Here is a 24,365-nt window from a genome sequence, read left to right on the forward strand (position 1 = left end):
TACCACTGGTGTAAATTTTCTCTTTTTGACTAGTCCTATTTATATGCTAACATCAGACTCCTGATTTGAGCATTCTCGCTATATATCTCAGGTAGTTCGGGTCTGCGATATCATTTCGAAGAAATTTCATGAGCCACTCATGATTTACATTGTCAAAGAAACCTTTAATATCACAGTCCAATATATAGTTTATTTTCTTGTGCATAATAGTATCATTGATTACTTTAATCGCATCATGAGTGCTTCGTTTTGGTCTGAATCCATATGAACAGTCTAGAAATCTAGGTTCATATACATCACTAAGTATGTCTGCCATGGCTCCTTGAACGAGCCTATCTTCATAGACTGGTATTCCTAAAGGTCTTTTCTTACCATTTCCCTTGTCGATTTCAACTCGTCTTACGGGTTGTGGCTTATAGCTAAAGCTCTTTAGTCTATGCATCAGGTCATCTATATTTTCATTCAGATTTTCCTGATACACTCCCTTGGTTACCATGTCTATTCCTGGAGCTTTGTCTTTCTTTTGTAGACGATGTTGTCTTATTAAAGATTCCTTGTCTACTCGATTCATCAACGTTTCCAGTTTAGGATGTCTTTTTGACAATGTTCTTATATCTTGTCGTTTTGTTCCCATGTCTTTTCAACCTCCAGTGTTTTCAACATGTTTCCCTTCAAGAAACGTAACTGTGTTTCGGTCCTTCGCTCCATGTACTTTCATACACTTCATAGCTACAATATGACCTCATCGGACTTCTTGCAGTTCTTCCCGTTGTTCTTGTGGTATTGGCACTTGTTACAACGGTACCGTGTTTATCGGAAACTGCAAGACCTCCCAGGTATGCAGTTGATACCTTGACTTCTCGCCCTGCTTTAAAACGCCGGTGGTGTCCGATTGAATCTGGCATAACGATTCAACCTATATTGGTTGCGGCTTATATGAGAGCATCACCCACCACTATGTTGAGTCTAACGACGCTAGATTGCTTCAGGCTTTCGCTTTAGAGCTCTAAGTCTTTCCTTCCTACGCTTAACACTGTACCTCACGATACAATGCCCAAGGACTAGATACTAGCCTCTTTGCTCCAAAAGTTACCAGGTTAGGAGTTTCACCTAACTAAATCAACTGCACCGAACTGGCGCACCATACAAATCCTCCCCGTTTACAACAATAGTCAAATTATATACCTTATGTAATATTATTGAAAGAAAAAAGAGCGAAATGTAACTTTTCATTCTTTATTGCACTCTCGTTTTCATACGATCCGGATGCAGACTATACTGAATCGCAATATCTTTTGTTATTTTACCTTGTTGATACAAGTCATAGATCGTATCATCCATCATAACCATACCGTTCTGTCGATTCGAAATCATTGTATTCTAAATCTGATGAATCTTATTCTCACGAATCTGAGAACGAATCGCAGGATTGACCAGCATAATTTAAAACACAGGAATCAATTCTCCATCTTTTCCTTGGATTAATTGCTCACTAATGTAGCCTCTAAAATCATTGATAATTGCGAACGCACTTGATCTTGATGATCTTGAAACATATCAATAATACAATCAATTGTATTTACAGCTCCTACAGTATGTAACGCAGATAGAATTAAATGTCCGGTTTCAGCCGCGGAAAGCGCTGTAGAAACTGTTTCTTCATTGCGTATTTCGCCCAATAAAATAACTTCATGTGCCTCACGCAATGCCGATTTTAATGCATTTAAATCACTTGTTGTATCATGATATACCTCTCGTTGGGATCCAATTGACTTTTTGCGAATGCAAGAATTCAATTAGATCCTCAATCGTAATAATATGACAACTTCTTGTCTTATTCATACGATCTATTAAACAAGCTGACATCAAACACTATAGAACTTATTTGAAATACGCTGAATAATCAAGTGCGCATTCTCTTCGGTTTGACAATCCACTAGAAGCAGCAGTTGCGTTTCACTTGTACGAGTAAACAAGTCATTGCTTCTTAAACAAGAACCTACCAATCGCTTCACACGATCAAAATCTAAACCAATCTTTTCATAATCCAAAGTACCATCTGAAAACTGTAACATAATCAAATAATAATTTTGTTCATTACGAATAGATATTTTTAACAACAATTCACAGAAATACTTGAAAATTTCATACGAACAGAAGAAGCCTTGGTTTTGTTGATCATGGCTTGAAAGCTCACGCATGATTGTTTCCATATCTTTACTTTCTTCTTTGGCATGATCAGCAATAATGATATCGTACAATTGTTTAAAACGTTTCGATAAACCCGTACCTAGTTCAGATAAGAAAATATCATTCAATTCATCATAATACTTCAACGCTTCACGATAATTACGTGTAGCCACTAAGCCTTTCATATAATAGTAATGTAAACCTTCATTAAATGATTTAAATAAAATCGCCTGATAATTCATAAGCATCATCTCATCATAGCGTTTTTTCGTATATAAGTAACAAGATATGCGCATCATCGTTTTCACATACATTTGTCTAAAGATCTCTTGTTTCTGTAAAATCCAGTGCAATTGGCTTGGTGAAGCATAGAAACGACCTTGGATCTGAAAATCTTTCTAGCCGTCTTGAACTCTTTTTCGTCTAAAAGTTCCGAACCATCGTTGATTTGGTTATACGCCTTTTCCAATTCAACAAAATCAATATTACAATCTAAATTCTGATTTAAAATATACCCTTTTCATGTCGTTATAAAAACCTATTTGTCTTTAAAGAATTCAATTTCATTCAATTCAGCACGCAATCTAATAATCTAGAACTTTAATGCACTAGATGGATTTTTACTTTCTGGCCGAGGAATATCAATCAGTTCATCTTTTTGAACTGGTTTTTCACTGTGAAACAATAAGACCTGTAATAAATTCACTAGCTGCTTTCCAAATAATTCGACAATATTAACGGTTACATTATCGTTTGTGATTTCCAACCCTCCTAATGTTTTAACATAATAAGTATCACTCATGTTGATTCTCCTTTCAAAAAGATTGTATAGTATCTAACCTAGTTTTATTTGACAATAAATCTGCCAAACAAAAAAGCAGAGAATCACAAAAATTCTCTGCAAATGGTTATTTTAAAGTATATGCAACATGTTGATAGTGAATTCCATTCTCTTCGATATCAGATAATATTGTTTTTGTATACAAAGACTTGTCAAATTCAGGAAAATAAACCTCAGCATCCGCTTGCTCATCAATCTCAGTTAACACTAGCTTATCTGCATAAGCTAACATCTCACTATAAATCATGCCTCCACCAATACAATAGATTTCCTCATCTACATCTTTATATCGCTTCAAAAATTCTTCAACACTCGAACACATTTCGACACATTCACCCAAATCTGAACACGAACGCGAAATCACGACATGATGACGTTTAGGTAACATACCTGGAAGACTTTCAAATGTTTTTCTTCCCATCACAATTGTATGTCCCGAAGTCTGCTTACGAAAAAACTTCAAATCCTGAGGCAAATGCCAAATCATATCATTGTTTTTTCCTAATTCACGATTTTTACCAATCGCCGCAATCAATGTTAATTTCATAATTCTCCTATTGTGCTAAAGGGAAACTAATTTTTCCCATATGCTCATAGCCAATCAACTTCACGTCATTCTTTGGATCAAATGCATAGAAATCTTGAATATCCGGATTCAACCACAACTTAGGTGCTGGTAAAGAGCCTTTTGTTTCATAACGATTTAATTGTTCTTTAATTCCATCAATTTGATTCACGTAAATATGTGCATCTTTGATTGACCAATCAATCGTACCTGGCTCAAGTCCAGTAACCTTGGCAACCATCATCAATAAAACTGCATATTGCGTTACATTAAATGGCAAACCTAATGGAACATCACAACTTCTTTGGTGTACCCAAATATTCAACTTTCCATCCGTCACATCCCATTCTGAACTCCATACACAACTAGGAAGTACAGCTGTATCTAATTCGCTATCCTGCCATAATGAGATAACACGTCTACGATCTTCCTTATCGTTTTTTAATGAATTCAACAATTTATTCATCAAATCATATTTTTTTACAATAAATCCATAAGCCGTACCAATGGTATGCGCAAAACTAGGATCAAAATGTTTTAATACTTTTCCCGTATTCTCATCAATCCAGTCGCCATCTTCATTAATTTCCCATTTATCCCAAATGTGAACATTTCTTTCTTGAAGCCATCTAACATCATTACTTTGAGCCTGATAGATCCAAAGCATTTCTGTAACAGCTTGACGAATAAATAACTGTTTTGTCGTCAAAATAGGAAATTCTTTAGATAGATCTAAATGAAAATGTGCACTTGGAACTTTAATCGTGTCAATACCAGTGCGATTATGTACTTGAACTCCATTTTCCAAAATATCTTTACATAATCCACAATATACATCATCAAAGTATGACATCCATTTCCTCCTTAAAAACATTCTCCTCAATAAAACGACCCACTGCACTTTCATCATTTGTATAAGGACTTACAAATGCACTGCATTCTTTAACATCCTGTGAGCCATTTTTCATACATACACCCATACCGACTTTTTCAAGCATTTCCCTATCATTTTGTTCATCCCCAAAAGCCACACAGTTTTCAAGTTTGACCCCAAAATGCTTAGCTACCTTTTCAATCCCATATCCTTTATTGATTCTAGGATCTACATATTCGAATAAGTTATCTGCTGTTAAGAAACCGACACAAGCCTCATTCTTATATTGTTTAGCACGTTCTAAGACAATCGGCATATAATCTTTATCACAATGTATAATCAGTTTGTTGCATGTATTATTTTCTAGATATGGTTCAAGATCAATTTCGATTTCTGTTTCACCAAAAATTCGTGCATGTTCCTGCGTTTCAATACTTGTACGATTTGTATAACGTGTGGCACCTTCCAAGATCCAAAAATCAACGTCTAAATCTTCAAAAAAATGAATCACATCTAAAACGACTTCACCATCAAGAACATGATACTCTTCTTTAGTACGTTGTCTTAAATCATATACAACGCCACCATTCATTCCCATGATAAAACTAACACTATCTTCAATTCTCCATTTTTTCAACATAGCACGAACCGTCTCTACTGGACGTCCAGATGCGATGCCAAATAAAATTCCATGATTTTTCAATTTTGATACTGCTTCACGATTTAAATCTGATACTTGCTTTTTTGAATTCAAAAATGTACCATCTAAATCCGTCGCAATCAAAGTTACTGGTTCCATAAATTATCCTTCGTATGTTAAGAATGCTGCATATCCTTTTTTTGCTTCATAGATATCAGCTTTACTTGCCAATTCAAAAGGTGCATGCATATTATGTAAAGCTACACCACAGTCAATTACCTGCATTCCATAATTAGCCAAAATATAAGCGATTGTTCCTCCACCGCCTTGGTCTACTTTTCCAAGTTCACTTGTTTGCCAAGCTACATTGTGATCATCCATAATACGACGAATCAATGCGATATATTCTGCATTCGCATCGTTACATCCACTCTTTCCACGAGCTCCTGTATATTTATTGAATACGATACCTTTACCAAATTCGGCTTGATTTCTTGGACTTGATGCCGAAGCGTAAATTGGATCATGTGCAGCACTTACATCACTTGACAACATAATTGAATTCATCATTGCACGTTTCACGCTTAATGCAGAATAATCACCCATACAATCCATAACTTCTGCAACAAAGTTTTCAAAGAACATAGAGTGCATACCTGTAGCACCTTGAGATCCGACTTCTTCTTTATCAACTAACAAACAAACAGCTGTACGTTTTACATTTTCTGCTTCTAATTGAGCCATCAAACTTGTATACGCACAAATACGATCATCATGTCCATAACCTAATACCATACTTAAATCGAATCCACAGCTTCTAGCACGTCCTGCAGGAACAACCTCTAACTCAGCAGAAACGAAGTCTTCTTCTTCAAAGCCATAAGTTGATTTTAAAATTTTAGCAACATTGGCCTTTACTGCATCTTTCTCTTCATTTTCTAACGGAATAGATCCAACAGTTACATTTAAATCTTCACCAGCAATCACTTCATTTGCCTTTTTCTGTAATTGATCTGCACTTAAGTGAATCAATAAATCACTAATCACAAATACTGGATCACTTTCTTTATCTCCAATCGCTACATCTACAGTTGTTCCATCTTTCAAACAAACAACACCATGAATTGCCAAAGGCAAAGTCACCCATTGATACTTTTTAACACCACCATAATAGTGTGTATCCAAATAAGCAATGTTTCCATCTTCATACAATGGATTTTGTTTAAGATCCAAACGAGGACTGTCAATATGAGCACCTAAAATGTTCATACCTTTTTCCAATGGATTTGAACCAATGTGCATTAATGCAATCGACTTGTTCATCATATTTACATACACTTTGTCCTGTGCTTTTAAAATCTCTTTATTTTCGATAACCTCTTTGATATCACGATATCCATAAGATTTCGCTAATGCGATCGCATTTTTTACACAAGCTCTTTCCGTTTTAGAATCAGATAAGAAATCAATATATCCATCACTAAATTTCATTACATCATTAAATTCTTCTTTTGAATATTTATTCCAAACTACTTCACTCATAACTCTACCTCCAATTTTTTAAATAAGCATTTTGACAATTCAATTTTTGAATCCATTGTATTCATCCATGTAATTTGTCCTTCTTCACAACTTGTATTCAACAAACCTTTTTGTTCCAACAAATCTTTTGTATGTAAAGTCGTACCCACGCTTCCTTCAATAATATGAACATTTGGACAAAGCTTTTCCAAATATTTCGTGTAAAAAGGAAAATGCGTACACCCTAATACAATGCTATCTAGATTTTTATAGTCACTAGCTGCTAAATACTCTTTCAAACAAGACTCTACAAGATATGCATCATCAAGTTTATTGTCTTCAACCATTCTTACAAGTTCTGGACAAGGCACCTTTATAATATGATGCTCACCTTTAAATCGATTCATCAAATTCGCAAACTTCTTTTCTGACAAAGTAAGTTGGGTTGCCCATACCGCAATACGTTGATGTTCACCTCGATCGCATGCCACCTTTAATGCCGGTTCCATACCAATAATATCCACATCATACTTTTCTCTTAGAAGCTTAACACAAGCACTCGTTGCCGTATTGCACGCAATGACGATTGCCTTAACATCATGACATATCAATTCATCACATATCGCAACGCAACGCTTTGTGATTTCTTCTTTTGTCTTTGTCCCATAAGGATTATATTTACTATCTCCCAAATAGATCAGATTTTCATTAGGAAGTAAACTATGCATCGTATGTAAAACACTAATTCCACCTAATCCCGAATCAAAAACACCTATTGGACTTTTTGAATTCATACAAAACGCTCCTTTTCCATCTTTATAATTATACAACGTATAAAGAAAACATCCAAGTCCTCAAACTTGGATGCATTAATGACTCATACGCTTTTTCATTTCGCCTAATATTTCTAACAATTCTTTTTTTCCAATCCCATTATGTATCAGACTGTCCGGATGCACTCTATCATTATGAAATAATTGAATCAATGATGCTTGAAGCTCTTTAAATGACATAGATTGATATTCTTTATCTACCAGATACGCCTCATAATCTTTCATATCTACTAAATCTGTTGCATAAAAAGAAAGCACCATTTCCATCAATAATGACTGCACCTTCTCATGATCTTCTTCTAAATCTGAATTAGCCCAACAAATATCTTCGTCTGTTAAATCGCTTAATTTTTCGATGTATGTTTGAATAAACGAAGCATCATCCATTTTTTCTTTCGCAAAATAATTTGAAATCTTCATATACCCTCCAAAAAAAAGAGGTTTAAGGCTTTCATCACTTCCTTAAACCGCTTTTCGCAATATTTATATCCTCATATAAATATTACAATGAATTTTGTTTGTATCCACTATATTATTATGCTCTTCTGAACAAACAAAATTCTGTATAGATAAAACCACCACATTTTATCTATACCCTCTAATCCACTTTTCCTTCGCAGAGTTTACCACGCTCTGCATGTCCCTTTGGCAGCTCATCACACTGCCACTTAAATAATAGCATATATAAAAAGGGTAAGCAAGCTTACCCATTTGTCAGTCTATGACCTATAAAGGAAGTAGTCGGTAGTGTTTCAGTCATAGAACTTACATATATATTTTAGTCCTATTTTTTCTGTTGTAAAGCCTTCATAATTCTTTCAAAATGTAAAAATTCATCTTCGTTATTCATCGCAACCAATTCATCTAGACTCACACACCTATAATCAATACTTTCACGAGTGTTTAAGGTTACATCACTTAATTGGAAATCAAACTTAAAATGATAAATATCTACAAAATAATTATCATGTCTTTTTTTATCTTCATTAAAGTATGAATATACAACATGACCATTTATAACATCAAGCCCTGTTTCTTCTTTTACTTCACGCTTGATTGCATCTAAACTTGACTCTTTACTCTTAGCACCACCACCAGGCATTTCCCAGCCTCCAGCAGCCCATTTTTTATCCAACGCCCTTTGTGTAACCAAAAATTTTCCTTCTTCATTTTCTAAGATAGCCAAAACATACATCATGAATTCTCCAGGTTGAAATAAATATGTATTACGATCTACAACACGATTTAAAAGCTTTCGATTTCTATCATATAAATCAACGAATTCACTCATCTACACAATCTCCATTTTCATCTCTATAAAAACAAGAATAATGTCCCGTATGACAAGCCGCACCAACTTGTTTGACTTCTAATAAAATTGTATCTTGATCGCAATCGATGCGAATTGCCTGTACATGTTGATAATGTCCACTTGTTTCACCTTTGACCCACAAGCTTTGTCTTGAACGAGAATAATACGTTGCCAATTTTGTCTCTATTGTTTTTTTGTAAGATTCTTCATTCATATATGCCAACATCAATACTTTTTTTGTATCTACATCCTGCACAATACAAGGAATCAAGCCATTTTGTTTCTCAAAATCCAATCGCATCATATACGAACTGCCACTCCTTTTTCTTTTAAATACTTTTTCACATTTTGAACATTCGATTCTTCATAATGAAAAATACTAGCTGCTAAAGCCGCATCGCTGACTTTTAACGCATCCACAAAGTCATCCATCTTTCCACATCCACCAGACGCAATCACTGGCACTTGAACCACTTTAGATACAGCTTCATACAAGGCTAAATCAAAACCATCCTTAGTGCCATCCGCATCCATGCTCGTTAACAAGATTTCTCCAGCTCCTAAAGATACACCTTTTAAAATCCATTCAATACAATCTATACCCGTATCTTTTCTGCCACCTTCAATGTATACGTTCCAACCCGAACCATCTTTTCTTCGCTTAGCATCCACCGCAAGCACAATACATTGGTTTCCAAAACGTTTACTTGCCTCTTTAATTAAGTCCGGATTACGAATTGCAGCACTATTTAAGCTTACTTTATCGGCTCCTGCCATCAACATGGCACGAACATCTTCAATCGTTGAAATGCCTCCTCCAACCGTAAAAGGAATATAGATTTCTTTTGCAACCTTCTTTACAATATCAACCATAGTTTTTCTTTTTTCTACTGTGGCACTAATATCCAAAAAAACCAATTCGTCAGCACCACCTAAATAATATTTCTTTGCCAGAGATACAGGATCTCCCACTTCTTTTAAACCCAAAAAATGGATTCCCTTCACAACATTCCCATCTTTTACATCTAGACAAGGTATAATTCTTTTTGTCAACATATGCTTAACGCCTCTTTCAAATCTAACGTCTTTTCATAAATGGCCTTACCCGTAATTACACCATACAACCCTAATTCTTTACATATTTGGATATGTGATAAATCACGAACACCGCCAGATGCGATTAAGTTACATGATATATGATTTTTAAGTGCTTTTAACATCTCAAAGTTAGGTCCTTGTAAAGTTCCATCCTTTGAAATGTCTGTACAAATCAATGTCTTTACCCCAATCTCTTCCATTCTTTTCGCAAAATCCAAATAATATTCTTTGCTCGTTTCCAACCAGCCTGACGTACATACATATCCGTCTTTACAATCAAGTCCAACCGCAATCTTAGAACCATATTTTGAAACCGCATCTTTTAATAAACCTATATCTTGAATTGCTGAAGTTCCTAAAATAACTCTTGAAACACCATTTTCTATATAAAAATCTATAGCAGACATCGTACGAATGCCTCCACCCACTTCAATGGGTATATCACATGTCTTCACAATTTCACAAATCAAATCTTCATTAACTCGACTTCCTTCTTTTGCCCCGTTTAAATCCACAACATGTAAATAGCGAACATTTGCCGCTTCAAAATTTTTAGCACAAACAAGTACATCATCCGCCACACATTTGGATTGGCCATAATCACCTTGGTACAAACGAACAGGTTTTCCATCTAATATATCTATTGCAGGTAATACAATCATTTAGAACTCCTTTCCAAAATATTCCAATATTTTTAATCCATCTTCTCCACTTTTTTCAGGATGAAACTGACATCCCATAATATGATCATGCATCACAAGACCTGGTATTTTCATACTTCCATACATGGAATATCCAATTAAGTCTTGATCATCCATATCTTTGGCATAATATGAATGGACATAATACACATACGTATTTTCTTTAAATATTGCCTGAGGATGATTACTTTCCAATACGTTCCAACCGATTTGGGGAATTTTTACACTTGGATCTTCCATATGACAAACATGACCTTTTAAAAAGCCAAAACCATCGCATAAGCCATTTTCTTCACTCGTTTCAAACAAAGCCTGCATACCAAGACAAATCCCCAATAGCGCAACATCTTTATTTACTTGTTGAACAATAAAATCATAGAGCCCCATAGAATGGAGTGTGTGCATGCAGTCTTGAAAAGCTCCAACTCCTGGTAAAATCAATTTATCGCATTTAGATAAAATAGAAACATCTTTTGAAACAACACTATCTAAGCCTAAATAGTCACAAGCATTTTTTACGCTGTATAAATTGGACATGCCATAATCAATAATTCCAATCATTCGATTACTCCTTTAGAACTAGGAATACGATCCGATTCTATTTTTACAGCTTGTTTCAAGGCACGGCCAAATGCTTTAAATATAGCCTCTACTTTATGATGATCATTCTTTCCATAGTACACATTGACATGTAACGTTACCCCAGCTGCCACACAAAAGGCTCTAAAAAATTCTTCAACCATTTCACAAGACATCGTTCCAATGTTTTCTCGTATCAATTCGCAATTAAAAACCAAATAAGGACGTCCACTAATATCTAATGTGACATTACATAAAACTTCATCCATAGGAAGATTCACACTTCCATAGCGGGCAATTCCTTTTTTATCCTCTAAAGCTTCTAAAAATAATTTTCCTAATAAAATTCCACAATCTTCTATTGTATGATGATCACACACTTCAAGATCGCCATCCGCTTTTACAACTAAATCAAAATTCGAGTGAAACGCAAACAATGTCAACATATGATCAAAAAAACCAATTCCTGTACCAATGTCGCTATTTCCATTTCCATCTAAGTTGATCTTTTCATATATTTTTGTTTCTTTTGTATCCCTGTTTTTTTCAGCTATTCTCATACTCAAATCTCCTTAGAACATCTAATACCATTTCATTTTCTTCGTTTGTCCCAATCGTTATACGAAAACTAGTATCCGCATAATTTCGAATTGTGATGTTCTTTTCTTTAAACATATCCATTAAAATATCTTTTTTATCTGTTCTTCCATACAAGAAATTCGCATTTGAAGGATAGAAACTAATTGTTTTATAATTCTTCACTTCTCGGTATATTCTTTCTCTTTCTGAAATAATAGCCGCAATATTCGCTTTATATTCATCGGCATGTCTTAATACAACACTTGCTATCGTTTGAGTGACACTACTTAGTGCATAAGGAATAAAAAGTGGAGCTAATTTTTCAACTTGTGAAGAAATCATAAACCCACAACGAATTCCTGCAAGTCCATACGCCTTGGATAGAGTTCGACAAACAAAAACCATTGGATATGTTTTTAATAAATCAATGGCACTTTCATTACCAAACTCCATATAGGCTTCATCAAAAATGACTGGGATATTCGAAAAGGCTTCGCAAATTTGAATCATTTCTAATTTCGAAATCGCATGTCCCGTCGGATTATTTGGATTTGAGAATAAGATTATATCCACTTTTTTATCTTTCCCATTTGAAATAAATGCATCGACATCAAAGGATCCATCTAAAGCTGTTTCAAATTTTTCAATTTTTGCATGATTCAATTCTACATAATAGTCATACATCGAAAAATCAGGTGCTAATGTATACAGTGTTTTATTTCCTTGTACATAATACTGAATCAAAAATCCCAACATTTGATCCGATCCATTTCCCGATAAGATCCATGAGGATGGAACATTCATAATATTGGCATATAAATCATGTAATTCATGACAAGTTGTATCTGGATATCGATTGAGTGCAAGGTTTGAAATCGCATCTAAAATTTCTTGTTTGACATTATCATCTACGTTTTGACTTGCCTCATTGGCATTCAATAGAATTCCTGTTTGTGTATGTGTTTGATAACCCTTCATTATTTCACCCTCACTTTAGCTGCATTAGCATGTGCTTGTAAGTGCTCTTCACTGGCAATTGTTTCAATATATTTTCCATAGGCTTCGATTGCGTGTTTTGAATAATACAAATAGGATGATTTTTTAATAAAACTATCTACGGATAAAGCACTTGAAAAGCGTGCCGTTCCACTAGTTGGTAAAACATGGTTTGTTCCCCCAAAATAATCACCTATGCTTTCGCATGTGTAGTAGCCCAAGAAAACACTACCTGCATTTTTTACTTCTTGTAGGTGTTCCATTGGATTTTGAATCATCAATTCTAAGTGTTCTGGTGCAATTTCATTACTAATAGAAATGCATTCTTCAATCGAATCACAGACAATGGCTTTACCATAGTTCTTTAGGGATTGTTTCACTATTTCTTTTTTAGGTAATACAGCACTTTGTTTTAAAAGCTCTTGATTCACCAAATCCAAAAGTTCTTCGTTTGTAGTCAACAAAATGGCGCTCGCCATTGGATCATGTTCGGCTTGGGATAATAGATCGGCTGCTACATATTCTGCATTCGCCTTTTCATCGGCAATAACTAAAATTTCGCTTGGCCCTGCAATCATATCAATATCGACCGTTCCATACACTAATTTTTTAGCTGCTGCAACATAAATATTTCCTGGACCTACGATTTTATCTACTCGATCAATGGTTTGTGTACCATAGGCCAAAGCAGCAATAGCTTGAGCTCCACCAATCTTATAGATTTTATCTACACCGGCAAGTTTAGCCGCATACGCAATATTAGGGTGAATAGTTCCATTTTTATCTGGTGGAGTGACCATAACAACATTTTGAACACCGGCAATTTTTGCGGGTAATGCATTCATTAAAACACTGCTTGGATATTGTGCACGTCCTCCTGGAACATAGATTCCTACTGCTTCAAGAGGTAGTACTCTTTGGCCTAAATAGATTCCCTTTTCTTTCTGCAACAAATATCCATTTTGTTTTTGAAGTTTATGAAAATCTTCGATATTTTTTTTAGCAAGTTTCATTGCTTCTACAAACGAATCATCACATTTTAATATTTGTGCATCCCATTCTTCTTGAGATACTTCCATTGTATCTAAGCTTACCTTATCAAATTGTTGTGTATATTTTAGACAAGCCTCATCTTTATTTTCTTTTACATCTTGAATAATATTTGACACTGTAACCAAGACATCTGTACTTAAATCTTGTGTTCGTGACATCAAATATTCTTTCAATGCATCTTTATCTTCTTTATAAATTCTAGTCAACATCTTCATTCACCCTCTTACTTAAATCGTTGATTACTTTCATCACTTCTTCGTGTTTTAACTTAAAGCTCGCTTTATTCACAATAACACGTGTACTAATGTCACATACTGTATCTAGCACAACTAAACCATTTTCTTTTAAGGTTGTTCCTGTTTCCATAATATCTACGATTCCGTCACATAGACCTAAAATAGGTGCTAATTCTACAGATCCATCAATCTTAATAATTTCAACATCCATACCTTTGGACAAAAAATATTGTTTAGCTACACGAGGATATTTGGTTCCAATCTTAATGTGTCCTACTTTTGAAAACAACTGATTTTGAGGTAGGCTAGCCACAATGAATTTACACTTGCCAATCTTCAAATCTAACAATTCATAGTTATCATTCTCATTTTCTAAAATGGTATCTTTTCCAACAACACCAATATCAGCAACACCATGATTAACATAGGTAATACAATCGTTGGATTTCACTAAAAAATATTGAACGTCATGTACAGAATCTTTAAACACCAAGGCACGGCCTTTGTCTTTTAAAGCTTCTACTCCATAACCAAGTTCTTCTAACATAGCAACAGTTTGTTTTTCTAAACGTCCCTTTGTGAGCGCAATCGATAAGCTCATGCTTGTACCTCCTCTACATAAATAGATTCATTTGTTGATGGTTCTAAAATGACGATTCCTTCTTTTCTCAAATTTTTTGCTTGTTTCATAGCTTCAATTTGTTTGTCTTGTGGATAATACAATTTATATTTCTTTTTCGATTGTACATCCACATAATCAATGAGTGGATCTAGCTTTACACTAAAGCCACAAGCTGGAAGATCACGACCAAACTTCTTTAATAAGCAGTCGTATCGACCACCACTTAAGATACTTGTTCCAACACCTGAAACATATCCTTCAAAAATAATTCCGGTATAGTAATCCAAATGGGCAACTTTTCCTAAATCGACGGTTACATTTTCTAAATATCCTAATTCTTTTAAAGATTGGATACATTCTTTCATAGAATCTAAGACATCCTTTAATGAATCATCGAAACAATACGTATATGCTTCATCTAATATATTCACGTCTCCACATAGGAACGGAAGGTGCATAAAGAAATCCACAATTTTTTCGCTGAGATACAATGAATCCAAGTAAAATTTCAGATCGACCATGCTTTTCTTATCAATTAAATTGGCTAGAGTATTGACTTCTTCTGTACTCAAACGAACAACTTTGCAAGCCGCCTGAAAAAATTTCACATTTCCAATTTCGAGCGTATAGTTTTTAAAGTTTTTCATGACTTCTAAAGCGCAGCACAAGACTTGTACATCACTTTTTGAATCCAATCCAATCAATTCAATGCCACAATCTGTAACTTCGCTTCTTTTGCCTGCAAATTTTTGACGTACTTTAAATACATTTGAAGTATAGCGATAGCGAAACGGAGGTTTTGAATCTTTAAATTTCGATGCACAAACACGTGCAATTGGAACAGTCATATCCGTTCTTAATGTTAGAATTCTTCCATTTTCGTCAAAGAATTTATACATATCTGTTGTTTGAATGTTTTTAAATGCATTTTCATATGTTTCATAATACTCAATCGTTGGTGTAATGATTTCTTCATATCCAAAGGATTCAAAAATCTGTTCCAAAGTATTTTGTAGATATTTTTTCTTTTCGCACTCATTCAAAATCGTATCTTTCATTCCTTGTGGTAATTGTATTTGTTGCATGTAAACAAACCTCCTTATAAACAAAAAAACTTCCGTCCTAAGGACGAAAGTTTAACTTACGTGGTTCCACCTTATTTTACTAATAAATTAGCCTCAAACCTGATAACGCCAGGAATACGTTAAAAACTACTTAGTTTCATCTTTACAGCTCAAAGACGTGTTCAAATAGCCTTACTCTTTCTTTTCACCAACCAGAAAGTCTCTTGAAGCAGTACTATTTTACTATTTCTTTTCATTGCTTTGAAAATAATATAGTCTTAATGAAAATAATTGTCAAGTTAAAATGTAAATTTTTACATTATTTTTCCCATGAATAATAGGAACCTCCAAACACAAACAGATGCTCAAAAGGTAATAAAGAACGAATCCATTCATTGAAGCCTTTTGGATTCTTTTCATCGTGGACAATTGTTTTCACTAAGCGATTCTTTCCACCGACATTTTTATACATCCTTAATTGCCATCCATTTTCTTCTACTTCTTTGGTCTCTAGATCCAAACTTGCCATCGCTTCTAAAATGGCATAGGCATCTTCTTTAGAAATCGTAGCTTGTTGCGTTTTTAAAGCCTGTACACCTTCTTTTGACATAACATACCTTGTTAGATAGACTCTTCCATTAGCACTGATTGTCAAGTTCTGTGCCACCTCTTCAGAGATGTGCGCATAATGCCACTTACTTAATAAGTTACGATTTAACTTAACACATTGAAGTGTATCTGATTCTTTTAAAGATAAATATCTCAACAATAATTCTTTAAACACCCCAGATTCAATAACACTTTTTAAAAAGGAAGGAACATAATTTTCTTTTTCAAAAACATATGTAATATAGGTATATACTTCCGTTTCATTCAAATCATGAATACTTTTATTTAACACGGAATCAATGTGCAACATATATTGTTCATCGTTCAAATTTTCCATTTGTAAACAATGATACACATTTAATATAATCGGATCATATGCATCTTTTACGCGATATCCCACGTGTAATAAATCTACACATGCATGAATGCTTTCAATCATTGAATCACCTACTTCGTATTTGAAACAGCCCAAGAAGCATCTACAATATAATCTTGTTTAATATCTGATAAAAAGACTTCTTCCACTTGTTTATAGACACCTTCATGAAACGGCATAAAATGCATCTTATCACTTTCTTTTTCATCCAATACCATAACGTAATGTGGATTTTCAAAATTTTGAATATTCCAATAATAAAGAGCATTTACATTATCAGCATCTTCATATTGAGATAGTACAAGGAGTTTATAAAGTTCCATAATACGATCATCATATCCACTATCTGAAATCAAAATCTTCTCGATCCAGTCTCGCTCATTATCTACGATTCGTACTGTATAATCTTCACCTACATTGGCATGATCTAAGATTTTTTTAATGGGTTGCAGTTCTTTTTCTTCTGTAAATTGAATCAACAACTTTTTTTCCATATCGTGATATAAAACTGGATACGGAATATGGAATTTAGAATGGCAATGTGCACATTCCATATCAAAGAGTTTTCCACTTAACACTCTATTTTTCATATCTTTGTCCATTTGAACGTTGATCGACGTAAAAATATCAACATTAAACTTTTCATTACATTCAGGACATACTAATTCTATTTTATTTTCCATTCCAAATTACTCCTCTTTATTCGCTAATACATTGGGTACAAGTTCGACAAAACAATCTTCATATTCTTCTTGAAGTGCTATTTTCAATTCTCGATTGGCTACTTCCAATTCGGTATACGACATCATATCAATTCGTGTTGTGAAATAGATGGATATCCACATTTTTCTTCCTGTTGTCGTAATATCATAAAATACCGGATCATATGGATAATTATCCAACACAGAAGAGGATATGCTTTTGATTTTTGCGACTTCTTTTTCATCAGGACTCAACAACATCAAACTACGAAAACTTTCTCCTATCATTTGAATTGGTTCTTTCATCATGCCTAAGGCAAGGACGATTGCGACAATCTGATCAAAATAGGGAGATATACAAGAGAGTGGTGTGTGCCCTAAAAACGAAGATAGGAAAAACGCAAGTGATACACCTATACTTGAAAACACATCGATTTTCCATCCATAAATTTCTACATCTACAGTTGGAGATGTTACTTTTTTATTAATTCGCATTAAAATCAATAAAATCAGTGCAGAAAAGCATGTTAATATCGTTTCAAACAAAGATACCTGCATGTGGTCAATATCATTCCCTCCATTCAACATAATTTGAACATTGTTCATGATTAGAGCCATCATAACCGCAATAAACATAAATCCTTTCAAAAGAATCACAATACTTTCAAGTTGTGCATATCCAAAGGGATGTTTTTCTGTAACCGGCTTATAGAATAAAGGAATAATATAAATCGTTAATCCAATCACGACAAGTTCAGTTGAATCATAGACTGTATCTGCCAAAACAGATTGCGATTTAGAAAAGATTGCCATGATAAGTTCTGCAAGCGCAAATACAACACCGGACCAAAATGAAATACGCATCACAATTTGTTCCTGTTTTTCTTTCATTTTCTCACCTAATTTCCTCATTATTATATCACAAGAAAAAGGAACGCTTGATAAAACGTCCCTATTGTTGATTACGAATGTAGTTTAATGCGCCACCCGCCATAAGAATATCAATATCTTCTTGACTAATTGGTGCATGTACTTTGTATGTTTCATTCTTTGTCACGTTTTCAACGATCAAATCTAATGAATCATATAATGAGTTTACAATTTCTATCTTTAATTCATCCATTTCATCGATTTTATCGTAATCTGATTTATCTGTAAATATCAGTGGCAACAAGCCAAAGTTGACTAAATTAGCCAAGTGAATACGGGCAAATGATTTTGTCAAAACAGCTTTAATGCCTAAATACATAGGTGCAAGTGCTGCATGTTCTCTACTTGATCCTTGTCCATAGTTTTCTCCAGCTACAATGATTCCACCATTATTTTCTTTACATACTTCATCGAAATGAGGTTTATTATTTTCAAATACAAATGTGGATAATTTTTCGATATTTGAACGATACGGTAAAACCTTAGCTCCTGCTGGAGCAATGTGATCGGTTGTGATATTGTCTGGTAATTTTATTACAACTTTTTTATCAATTGTTGAATCCATTGGCGTATTTACTGGTAGTGGTTTAATATTGGGTCCACGAACAATTTCTACATTTTCTGAATCCTTACTTGGAGCATAGATCAATGAATCATCGATATAGCTTTGTTCTTTTTCAAATTCATCCACATATTCCAAAGTGGTTGGATCCGTGATGACTCCTGTAATTGCGCTGGCTGCAGCTACTTCTGGTGATACTAAATAAATGCCTGCACTTAATGTTCCGCTTCGGCCATAAAAGTTACGGTTAAATGTACGTAAACTTACTGCATCACTCTTTGGACTTTGTCCCATACCAATACATGGTCCACATGTACATTCTAGAATTCTTGCTCCACAAGATACAAATGTCGCAAGTGTTCCGTTTTCAATTAATTTCATTAAAACTTGTCTAGATCCTGGTGAAACCACAAAACTTACATTGTGAGCAATCTTTTTCCCTTTTAAAATGGATGCAGCTTTCATTAAATCTTCATAACCTGAGTTAGTGCATGATCCAATCGCAACTTGGTCCACTTTCATTCCGGCTAGTTCAGAAACATTTTTTATAGCATCTGGTGAATTTGGACATGCCGCTAATGGAGTAAGTTCATCCAGATTGATTTCAACTGTTTCGTCATAATGACAACCTTCGTCTGCACTTAAAGCAATGTAGTCTGATTCTCTTTGTTGGTGCTTCAAAAATTCACGAGTTACTTCATCACTTGGAAAAATAGATGTAGTTGCACCAAGTTCTGCCCCCATATTTGTGATGGTAGATCTTTGGTAGACACTTAAATTTTTAACGCCTTCTCCGGTATACTCAAATACTTTTCCAACTCCGCCTTTTACACTTAATAATTCTAACAATTTTAAAATAATATCTTTACTTGAAACACCATGTGCTAAAGTACCCGTTAATTTTACTTCGACTACTTTAGGGCATGTTAAGCGGTAACCAATTCCTGCCATAGCTTTGGCAACGTCTAATCCTCCAGCACCAATGGCGATACATCCCATAGCGGAAGATGTTGGTGTGTGTGAATCGGAACCAATCAATGTCTTTCCTGGTTTGGCAAAACGTTCTAGATGAACTTGGTGACAAATTCCATTTCCGGGTTTTGAAAAATAAATCCCATATTTACTAGCTACACTTTGAAGGTAAGCATGGTCATCTGCATTCATAAATCCATTCTGTAATGTATTGTGATCCACATAGCTGACAGATAATTCTGTTTTTACTTTTTTTACGCCCATAGCTTCAAACTGCATATAAGTCATAGTTCCTGTGGCATCTTGTGTTAGAGTCTGATCCATTTTGATTTCAATAGGTTGCCCCGCTTCTAATTTCCCTTTTAATAAATGTTTTTCTAGAATCTTATACGTTAAATTTTGCATAGACAATATCCTCCGTTTGGAATTATAACAAAAAATGTAACAAAATGAAAGTTTATGTTATAATATGAAACACATGAAAGGAGGTTTCAGAAAATGAAGACACTTAAAGAAATCTATCAAGCTAATGAAGAACTCAATTATATCGATTCTTCCTTATACTCTAGATATCGTGTAAAAGCTGGTCTTAGAAATGATAATGGCACGGGAGTTAAGGTGGGTCTGACTAAGATTTGTGATGTTTAAGATTTGTGATGTTATTGGATATAAATTTGTTCATGAAAAGAAATACAACATTGATGGACAACTAATTTACAGGGGATATCCCATCAATTATTTAGTTGATAAACAACCTAAAGATCGTATTTTTGGATTTGAAGAAGTCGCATTCCTTTTGATTTTTGGCACATTACCAACAGAAGAACAGTTACAAGAATTTAAAGATTATTTATTGAACTTTAAAATGGGGCCTGTAGACTTACAGTATGAAACACCAAACATACTAAATGCACTTCAAATTGAAGTGTTGAAGTTATATGCAAAAGATCCAAGCGCTGATACAGATGACTTAGAAGAACGAATGATAAAAGGATTAAACATTCTAGCGAGTATTCCACTTTTCACATTTTCATATGCCCGCAACAAAGTCTTTAAATCCTATCCTTATCCCGACAAAAGCCTAGCTGAAAATATCTTATGTATGGCTAGAGGGAATGATCAATATACTTTAGAAGAGGCAAGGATCTTGGATACTTTATTAATGATTCATGCCGATCATGGTGGAGGAAACAACTCAACTTTTGCCAATGTCGTAATATCGAGTACAGGAACAGATATCTATTCTTGTATTTCGGCTGCCATTGGTTCTTTAAAAGGACCTAAGCATGGGGGTGCCAACTGTAAAGTTACCAATATGTTTAAAGCTATCTTCCATGAGGTTGGATTTACAACAGATAAATTAACACTAAAAAAGATTGCGAATCGTTTGTTAGATAAAGACTTCTTTGATCATAGTGGATTAATTTATGGAATTGGACATGCGATTTATACGAAGAGTGATCCTCGTGCATTATTGATTCAGCAACAATGTGAAATGCTCGCAAAATCAAAAGGACAAGAAGATATCTACAATTGTATCCATGCATTTGAAAAAGTTGCCGTTGAAGTCATGAAAGAAAGAAAAGGCATCGATGTATGTGCCAATGTTGATTATTATTCCGGCTATGTTTATTCATTGCTGGGGATTGAAAACGACTTATTTACACCACTATTCGCGATCAGTCGTACAGCCGGATGGGTTAGCCATCATTTAGAGAATCGTCAATCAAACCGAAAATTAATACGACCTGCCAATGTATATGTAGGAGGAATGGAGGAAAACGAATGACTACAATAACAGTTTTTAAAGGGGACGGGATTGGTCCTGAAATTACGGATGCTGTAATCAAAGTATTGAATGCTGCAGGAGCAGATTTAGAATATGAATTCTTTAACGTAGGTGCAAAGGTATATGAAGAAGCGAAAGAATATATACCAGAAAAAGCGTTTGAATCTTACGAAAAGAATAAAATTCTATTGAAGTCTCCTATCACAACGCCAGTTGGTAAAGGTTTTCGTTCATTGAATGTCACTTTGAGAAACAAATATGACTTGTGGGCAAATATTCGTCCAGCTAAATCGAATCCTTGTATTCCTACTCGTTTTGAAAATGTAGATATCGTAACTTTTAGAGAAAACACTGAAGATCTATATGTAGGAAAAGAAGAACAGATTGATGAGAATACAGTATATGCATATAAAATCATCACAAAAAAAGCGAGCACAAGAATTATCAAGGCTGCTTTTGAATATTGTGTAAAACATAATCGCAAAAAATTAACTTGTGTACATAAAGCTAACATCTTAAAAATGAGTGATGGTTTATTCCTTCATATTTTTGAAGATATTGCCAAGGATTATCCTCAAATTGAAGCCAATTCTTTAATTGTAGATAACACTTGTATGCAGTTGGTTATTCATCCCGAACAATTTGATGTGATGGTCATGCCAAATCTTTATGGAGATATCGTTTCCGATTTAACGAGTGGATTAATTGGCGGTTTAGGATTACTTCCTAGCTGCAATAAAGGTGATGAATATGCGATGTATGAAGCTGTACATGGCAGTGCTCCTGATATTGCTGGCAAACACATTGCCAATCCAAGCGCTTTATTATTATCAGCTTGTATGATGTTAGATGATTTACATCAAGATGTGATTTCTAATAAAATCCGTAAAGCTTTAAATAAAGTGTTCGAAGAACATAGTGTATTAACGTCAGATCTTGGTGGCAGCGCAACAACTGAACAGTTCACAGAGGAAATCATTAAAAATTTATAAAAAAAGGAAGACGATGTTTATTCATCGTCTTCATCTTCGTCAGCCAATAATGGTTGGCGATTTTTTAATGTCAAAATATATGTTCCATCTTTGGGATATGCACTTTTGTCTTTTTGATCACTCAAGATTTCCAATTCACATGGATATCCTTCGTTTTCAAGAATCTGTAAAAGATTATCCTTACCAATTTTTTTAGTAATTGCACGTCCACATGCACAGTTACCATATTGATCAAGGCATTGTTTAATCCACACAGGAATTTTTGAAGCTGCCATTGTATCCTCCTTGATTAAAAGTATTCGCAAGTTATATCATATGCAAAACACCTTTAAAAATCAAGTAGAATCCAATTTAACCTTCTAAAACTGCAATAATATTTGGATAATATGTAAAACGATCATCTACAAACTGCAAAGCTTGGTTTGCGATTTGTTTTGCCTTATCTTTATCAACACCTTCATAAATTGAAGCATAACGATAATAGATATAATCTTTGATTTGATTTTCTCTTAAGATATAAGCATAATCTGCATCACCTAATCCATAATCACCATGCAAGATATATAGATCAGCTACATCCATCATAATACGATTACTGTACTTGTTATGTAAGTCTTCTAATTGTGATAATACTGCGAAAATAAAGTGTTCATAGTAATCTACATCTTCATATTTCCATGTTTTTAAAACACTGTAAGCTAAATCCATGAATTCTTCGACAAACTTTTCTACATCAACGCCAACTTCTTCTTCTAATTTCTTTGAATCATGAATATCTTTGTGTTGTGCAATCATCAATACTTTACGCATTGTATCAAATTGATCTTTATATTCTTCTCCATCCGCAACAACATCTGTAAATTTATAATTCAATGCATGTGCAACATCTGCTTGTAAATCTTCTGGTTTTTGAGGTTTGATATCAGCTGTCTCAAATACTTTTGATACAAGTACTTCTACTAATCCTTCATCATAACCATCTTCTTCAAAGTTAAACTTACCAGTCAATTGATATTTGTTTACTAGATTTTCTGAAACAGATTTTACATCCGGATTTAAGATTAATTGTTGAATAATTGACTCACGAGTTACATCCATTGACATAGCTTTTGCTAAATCTAGGCATGTATCCAATGATAACTTAGCATATTGTTCTTCTTTAGTCATTTTCTTAGTTGTAGCCTTTTTAGTTGTAGTTTTCTTAGTAGTTGTCTTTTTAGTAGAAGCTTTCTTTGTTGTAGCTGGTTTAGCAGCTGCTTTTTTAGCTGGAGCCTTCTTTTCTGCAGCTACTTTTTTAGCAGGTGCTTTCTTTTTCTCTGCAGGTTTAGCTTCTTCTTTTTTAGCTGGAGCCTTTTTTTCTGCAGCTACTTTTTTAACAGCTGCTTTCTTTTTCTCTGCAGGTTTAGCTTCTTCTTTTTTAGCTGGAGCCTTTTTTTCTGCAGCTACTTTTTTAACAGCTGCTTTCTTTTTCTCTGCAGGTTTAGCTTCTTCTTTTTTAGCTGGAGCCTTTTTTTCTGCAGTTGCTTTTTCAGCAGGTGCTTTCTTTTCTTCTGCAGGTTTAGTTTCCACTTTTTTTTCTTCAACAGGATTTACTGCTTTAACTTCTTCTTTTTTATCAACTACTTTTTTATTTGTAACTTTTTTTGTTGGCATACGGAACCTCCCTTAAACATGCTTTCTATAACGCTATTATATCACTGAATAGAAATAATCCAAAATTTGTATAGACA

30 protein-coding genes and 1 other annotated feature are annotated in these 24,365 nt (G+C 34.3%); of the genes, 3 read left to right on the top strand and 27 right to left on the bottom strand.

Annotated elements, in window-relative coordinates:
* Nucleotides 1-52: 52 nt before the first annotated feature.
* From KTQ83_RS03510 to KTQ83_RS03625, 25 genes are all read right to left on the bottom strand, one after another.
* Complete coding sequence (locus KTQ83_RS03510; protein WP_217256036.1) at nucleotides 53-634, bottom strand: reverse transcriptase domain-containing protein; 582 nt, start codon at nucleotides 632-634, stop codon at nucleotides 53-55.
* 602 nt (nucleotides 635-1,236) lie between these two features.
* Complete coding sequence (locus tag KTQ83_RS12240; protein WP_244975754.1) at nucleotides 1,237-1,374, bottom strand: hypothetical protein; 138 nt, start codon at nucleotides 1,372-1,374, stop codon at nucleotides 1,237-1,239.
* A gap of 107 nt (nucleotides 1,375-1,481) precedes the next feature.
* Entirely contained in the window at nucleotides 1,482-1,796 is a 315-nt protein-coding gene (locus KTQ83_RS12245; protein ID WP_244975755.1) for an ATPase, T2SS/T4P/T4SS family, read from the bottom strand.
* A 69-nt stretch (nucleotides 1,797-1,865) separates the two neighbouring features.
* Nucleotides 1,866-2,576, bottom strand: a complete 711-nt coding sequence (locus KTQ83_RS03520) for a BTAD domain-containing putative transcriptional regulator (protein ID WP_342367245.1) — start codon at nucleotides 2,574-2,576, stop codon at nucleotides 1,866-1,868.
* Between the two features lie 206 nt (nucleotides 2,577-2,782).
* Nucleotides 2,783-2,992 (bottom strand): hypothetical protein, encoded by a 210-nt coding sequence (locus KTQ83_RS03525; RefSeq protein ID WP_117924056.1) that lies wholly within the window; start codon nucleotides 2,990-2,992, stop codon nucleotides 2,783-2,785.
* Nucleotides 2,993-3,098: 106 nt separating this feature from the next.
* Nucleotides 3,099-3,578 (bottom strand): dihydrofolate reductase, encoded by a 480-nt coding sequence (locus tag KTQ83_RS03530; protein ID WP_117924054.1) that lies wholly within the window; start codon nucleotides 3,576-3,578, stop codon nucleotides 3,099-3,101.
* Between the two features lie 7 nt (nucleotides 3,579-3,585).
* Nucleotides 3,586-4,449: a thymidylate synthase gene (gene thyA, locus KTQ83_RS03535; RefSeq protein WP_117924051.1), complete on the bottom strand. Its 864-nt coding sequence runs from the start codon at nucleotides 4,447-4,449 to the stop codon at nucleotides 3,586-3,588.
* Nucleotides 4,436-5,269, bottom strand: a complete 834-nt coding sequence (locus tag KTQ83_RS03540) for a Cof-type HAD-IIB family hydrolase (protein WP_117924049.1) — start codon at nucleotides 5,267-5,269, stop codon at nucleotides 4,436-4,438. The genes thyA and KTQ83_RS03540 overlap by 14 nt, the downstream gene beginning before the upstream one ends.
* A 3-nt stretch (nucleotides 5,270-5,272) precedes the next feature.
* The gene (locus KTQ83_RS03545) at nucleotides 5,273-6,652 is read right to left on the bottom strand and encodes an aminopeptidase (protein ID WP_217256038.1); all 1,380 of its coding nucleotides are present in this window, start codon (nucleotides 6,650-6,652) and stop codon (nucleotides 5,273-5,275) included.
* On the bottom strand, nucleotides 6,649-7,425 hold the full coding sequence (murI, locus tag KTQ83_RS03550) for a glutamate racemase (protein ID WP_117924044.1): 777 nt from the start codon (nucleotides 7,423-7,425) through the stop codon (nucleotides 6,649-6,651). Before murI ends, KTQ83_RS03545 begins: the two co-directional genes overlap by 4 nt.
* 75 nt (nucleotides 7,426-7,500) lie before the next feature.
* Nucleotides 7,501-7,884, bottom strand: coding sequence for a hypothetical protein (locus tag KTQ83_RS03555; RefSeq protein ID WP_217256039.1), 384 nt, complete (start codon nucleotides 7,882-7,884; stop codon nucleotides 7,501-7,503).
* Nucleotides 7,885-8,248: 364 nt separating this feature from the next.
* Entirely contained in the window at nucleotides 8,249-8,755 is a 507-nt protein-coding gene (locus KTQ83_RS03560; RefSeq protein WP_217256040.1) for an NUDIX hydrolase, read from the bottom strand.
* Nucleotides 8,748-9,080 (bottom strand): phosphoribosyl-AMP cyclohydrolase, encoded by a 333-nt coding sequence (gene hisI, locus KTQ83_RS03565; protein ID WP_117571854.1) that lies wholly within the window; start codon nucleotides 9,078-9,080, stop codon nucleotides 8,748-8,750. Before hisI ends, KTQ83_RS03560 begins: the two co-directional genes overlap by 8 nt.
* Complete coding sequence (gene hisF / locus KTQ83_RS03570) at nucleotides 9,077-9,832, bottom strand: imidazole glycerol phosphate synthase subunit HisF (protein ID WP_186998618.1); 756 nt, start codon at nucleotides 9,830-9,832, stop codon at nucleotides 9,077-9,079. Before hisF ends, hisI begins: the two co-directional genes overlap by 4 nt.
* Nucleotides 9,826-10,536 carry a 1-(5-phosphoribosyl)-5-[(5-phosphoribosylamino)methylideneamino]imidazole-4-carboxamide isomerase gene (gene hisA / locus KTQ83_RS03575; protein ID WP_217256041.1) on the bottom strand — a complete coding sequence of 237 codons (711 nt, stop codon included), beginning with the start codon at nucleotides 10,534-10,536 and terminating at the stop codon, nucleotides 9,826-9,828. The genes hisF and hisA overlap by 7 nt, the downstream gene beginning before the upstream one ends.
* The gene (gene hisH, locus KTQ83_RS03580; RefSeq protein ID WP_117924025.1) at nucleotides 10,537-11,136 is read right to left on the bottom strand and encodes an imidazole glycerol phosphate synthase subunit HisH; all 600 of its coding nucleotides are present in this window, start codon (nucleotides 11,134-11,136) and stop codon (nucleotides 10,537-10,539) included.
* Complete coding sequence (gene hisB, locus KTQ83_RS03585; protein WP_217256042.1) at nucleotides 11,133-11,714, bottom strand: imidazoleglycerol-phosphate dehydratase HisB; 582 nt, start codon at nucleotides 11,712-11,714, stop codon at nucleotides 11,133-11,135. Before hisB ends, hisH begins: the two co-directional genes overlap by 4 nt.
* The gene (locus KTQ83_RS03590) at nucleotides 11,701-12,711 is read right to left on the bottom strand and encodes a pyridoxal phosphate-dependent aminotransferase (RefSeq protein WP_217256043.1); all 1,011 of its coding nucleotides are present in this window, start codon (nucleotides 12,709-12,711) and stop codon (nucleotides 11,701-11,703) included. The genes hisB and KTQ83_RS03590 overlap by 14 nt, the downstream gene beginning before the upstream one ends.
* Complete coding sequence (gene hisD / locus KTQ83_RS03595) at nucleotides 12,711-13,991, bottom strand: histidinol dehydrogenase (protein WP_217256044.1); 1,281 nt, start codon at nucleotides 13,989-13,991, stop codon at nucleotides 12,711-12,713. Before hisD ends, KTQ83_RS03590 begins: the two co-directional genes overlap by 1 nt.
* Nucleotides 13,981-14,619, bottom strand: a complete 639-nt coding sequence (gene hisG, locus KTQ83_RS03600; RefSeq protein ID WP_117924019.1) for an ATP phosphoribosyltransferase — start codon at nucleotides 14,617-14,619, stop codon at nucleotides 13,981-13,983. The genes hisD and hisG overlap by 11 nt, the downstream gene beginning before the upstream one ends.
* Nucleotides 14,616-15,725 carry an ATP phosphoribosyltransferase regulatory subunit gene (gene hisZ, locus KTQ83_RS03605; protein WP_117924017.1) on the bottom strand — a complete coding sequence of 370 codons (1,110 nt, stop codon included), beginning with the start codon at nucleotides 15,723-15,725 and terminating at the stop codon, nucleotides 14,616-14,618. The genes hisG and hisZ overlap by 4 nt, the downstream gene beginning before the upstream one ends.
* Nucleotides 15,726-15,761: 36 nt before the next feature.
* Nucleotides 15,762-15,970, bottom strand: a binding site (T-box leader).
* A gap of 53 nt (nucleotides 15,971-16,023) precedes the next feature.
* Complete coding sequence (locus KTQ83_RS03610) at nucleotides 16,024-16,752, bottom strand: hypothetical protein (RefSeq protein WP_117924016.1); 729 nt, start codon at nucleotides 16,750-16,752, stop codon at nucleotides 16,024-16,026.
* An 8-nt stretch (nucleotides 16,753-16,760) separates the two neighbouring features.
* Nucleotides 16,761-17,372, bottom strand: coding sequence for a CpXC domain-containing protein (locus tag KTQ83_RS03615; RefSeq protein ID WP_117924014.1), 612 nt, complete (start codon nucleotides 17,370-17,372; stop codon nucleotides 16,761-16,763).
* Nucleotides 17,373-17,378: 6 nt separating this feature from the next.
* Nucleotides 17,379-18,281, bottom strand: coding sequence for a cation efflux transmembrane domain-containing protein (locus tag KTQ83_RS03620; protein ID WP_186998625.1), 903 nt, complete (start codon nucleotides 18,279-18,281; stop codon nucleotides 17,379-17,381).
* Nucleotides 18,282-18,342: 61 nt separating this feature from the next.
* On the bottom strand, nucleotides 18,343-20,259 hold the full coding sequence (locus KTQ83_RS03625; RefSeq protein ID WP_217256045.1) for an aconitate hydratase: 1,917 nt from the start codon (nucleotides 20,257-20,259) through the stop codon (nucleotides 18,343-18,345).
* A gap of 93 nt (nucleotides 20,260-20,352) precedes the next feature.
* Between KTQ83_RS03625 and KTQ83_RS12250 the strand changes: the two genes are divergently transcribed.
* Genes KTQ83_RS12250 through KTQ83_RS03635 form a run of 3 tightly spaced genes read left to right on the top strand, consistent with a single transcriptional unit; the run spans nucleotide 20,353 to nucleotide 22,635 of the window.
* A complete protein-coding gene (locus KTQ83_RS12250) occupies nucleotides 20,353-20,502 on the top strand; it encodes a hypothetical protein (RefSeq protein WP_244975756.1) in 150 nt (49 codons plus the stop codon).
* Nucleotides 20,495-21,643, top strand: coding sequence for a citrate/2-methylcitrate synthase (locus tag KTQ83_RS03630; RefSeq protein WP_244975757.1), 1,149 nt, complete (start codon nucleotides 20,495-20,497; stop codon nucleotides 21,641-21,643). The genes KTQ83_RS12250 and KTQ83_RS03630 overlap by 8 nt, the downstream gene beginning before the upstream one ends.
* Nucleotides 21,640-22,635, top strand: coding sequence for an isocitrate/isopropylmalate dehydrogenase family protein (locus KTQ83_RS03635; protein WP_217256046.1), 996 nt, complete (start codon nucleotides 21,640-21,642; stop codon nucleotides 22,633-22,635). Before KTQ83_RS03630 ends, KTQ83_RS03635 begins: the two co-directional genes overlap by 4 nt.
* A 17-nt stretch (nucleotides 22,636-22,652) precedes the next feature.
* On the opposite strand, the gene KTQ83_RS03640 is transcribed toward KTQ83_RS03635, so the two are convergent.
* Both KTQ83_RS03640 and KTQ83_RS03645 read right to left on the bottom strand, forming a co-directional pair.
* Complete coding sequence (locus tag KTQ83_RS03640) at nucleotides 22,653-22,910, bottom strand: hypothetical protein (RefSeq protein ID WP_117924004.1); 258 nt, start codon at nucleotides 22,908-22,910, stop codon at nucleotides 22,653-22,655.
* A 76-nt stretch (nucleotides 22,911-22,986) separates the two neighbouring features.
* Nucleotides 22,987-24,288 carry a neurofilament protein gene (locus KTQ83_RS03645; RefSeq protein WP_217285021.1) on the bottom strand — a complete coding sequence of 434 codons (1,302 nt, stop codon included), beginning with the start codon at nucleotides 24,286-24,288 and terminating at the stop codon, nucleotides 22,987-22,989.
* Between the last annotated feature and the right edge of the window lie 77 nt (nucleotides 24,289-24,365).

The sequence above is a fragment of the Holdemanella porci genome (assembly GCF_019052655.1).
In the GTDB taxonomy this organism is placed as follows: Bacteria; Bacillota_I; Bacilli_A; order Erysipelotrichales; family Erysipelotrichaceae; genus Holdemanella; species Holdemanella hominis.

Excerpts from the sequence above, each read along its gene's own strand:
- KTQ83_RS03510 (WP_217256036.1), bottom strand. The coding sequence starts at position 634 with ATGGGAACAAAACGACAAGATATAAGAACATTGTCAAAAAGACATCCT.
- KTQ83_RS12240 (WP_244975754.1), bottom strand. The coding sequence starts at position 1,374 with ATGATTTCGAATCGACAGAACGGTATGGTTATGATGGATGATACGATC.
- KTQ83_RS03525 (WP_117924056.1), bottom strand. The coding sequence starts at position 2,992 with ATGAGTGATACTTATTATGTTAAAACATTAGGAGGGTTGGAAATCACA.
- KTQ83_RS03530 (WP_117924054.1), bottom strand. The coding sequence starts at position 3,578 with ATGAAATTAACATTGATTGCGGCGATTGGTAAAAATCGTGAATTAGGA.
- thyA (WP_117924051.1), bottom strand. The coding sequence starts at position 4,449 with ATGTCATACTTTGATGATGTATATTGTGGATTATGTAAAGATATTTTG.
- KTQ83_RS03540 (WP_117924049.1), bottom strand. The coding sequence starts at position 5,269 with ATGGAACCAGTAACTTTGATTGCGACGGATTTAGATGGTACATTTTTG.
- KTQ83_RS03545 (WP_217256038.1), bottom strand. The coding sequence starts at position 6,652 with ATGAGTGAAGTAGTTTGGAATAAATATTCAAAAGAAGAATTTAATGAT.
- murI (WP_117924044.1), bottom strand. The coding sequence starts at position 7,425 with ATGAATTCAAAAAGTCCAATAGGTGTTTTTGATTCGGGATTAGGTGGA.
- KTQ83_RS03555 (WP_217256039.1), bottom strand. The coding sequence starts at position 7,884 with ATGAAGATTTCAAATTATTTTGCGAAAGAAAAAATGGATGATGCTTCG.
- KTQ83_RS03560 (WP_217256040.1), bottom strand. The coding sequence starts at position 8,755 with ATGAGTGAATTCGTTGATTTATATGATAGAAATCGAAAGCTTTTAAAT.
- hisI (WP_117571854.1), bottom strand. The coding sequence starts at position 9,080 with ATGATGCGATTGGATTTTGAGAAACAAAATGGCTTGATTCCTTGTATT.
- hisF (WP_186998618.1), bottom strand. The coding sequence starts at position 9,832 with ATGTTGACAAAAAGAATTATACCTTGTCTAGATGTAAAAGATGGGAAT.
- hisA (WP_217256041.1), bottom strand. The coding sequence starts at position 10,536 with ATGATTGTATTACCTGCAATAGATATATTAGATGGAAAACCTGTTCGT.
- hisH (WP_117924025.1), bottom strand. The coding sequence starts at position 11,136 with ATGATTGGAATTATTGATTATGGCATGTCCAATTTATACAGCGTAAAA.
- hisB (WP_217256042.1), bottom strand. The coding sequence starts at position 11,714 with ATGAGAATAGCTGAAAAAAACAGGGATACAAAAGAAACAAAAATATAT.
- KTQ83_RS03590 (WP_217256043.1), bottom strand. The coding sequence starts at position 12,711 with ATGAAGGGTTATCAAACACATACACAAACAGGAATTCTATTGAATGCC.
- hisD (WP_217256044.1), bottom strand. The coding sequence starts at position 13,991 with ATGTTGACTAGAATTTATAAAGAAGATAAAGATGCATTGAAAGAATAT.
- hisG (WP_117924019.1), bottom strand. The coding sequence starts at position 14,619 with ATGAGCTTATCGATTGCGCTCACAAAGGGACGTTTAGAAAAACAAACT.
- hisZ (WP_117924017.1), bottom strand. The coding sequence starts at position 15,725 with ATGCAACAAATACAATTACCACAAGGAATGAAAGATACGATTTTGAAT.
- KTQ83_RS03610 (WP_117924016.1), bottom strand. The coding sequence starts at position 16,752 with ATGATTGAAAGCATTCATGCATGTGTAGATTTATTACACGTGGGATAT.
- KTQ83_RS03615 (WP_117924014.1), bottom strand. The coding sequence starts at position 17,372 with ATGGAAAATAAAATAGAATTAGTATGTCCTGAATGTAATGAAAAGTTT.
- KTQ83_RS03620 (WP_186998625.1), bottom strand. The coding sequence starts at position 18,281 with ATGAAAGAAAAACAGGAACAAATTGTGATGCGTATTTCATTTTGGTCC.
- KTQ83_RS03625 (WP_217256045.1), bottom strand. The coding sequence starts at position 20,259 with ATGCAAAATTTAACGTATAAGATTCTAGAAAAACATTTATTAAAAGGG.
- KTQ83_RS12250 (WP_244975756.1), top strand. The coding sequence starts at position 20,353 with ATGAAGACACTTAAAGAAATCTATCAAGCTAATGAAGAACTCAATTAT.
- KTQ83_RS03630 (WP_244975757.1), top strand. The coding sequence starts at position 20,495 with ATGTTTAAGATTTGTGATGTTATTGGATATAAATTTGTTCATGAAAAG.
- KTQ83_RS03635 (WP_217256046.1), top strand. The coding sequence starts at position 21,640 with ATGACTACAATAACAGTTTTTAAAGGGGACGGGATTGGTCCTGAAATT.
- KTQ83_RS03640 (WP_117924004.1), bottom strand. The coding sequence starts at position 22,910 with ATGGCAGCTTCAAAAATTCCTGTGTGGATTAAACAATGCCTTGATCAA.
- KTQ83_RS03645 (WP_217285021.1), bottom strand. The coding sequence starts at position 24,288 with ATGCCAACAAAAAAAGTTACAAATAAAAAAGTAGTTGATAAAAAAGAA.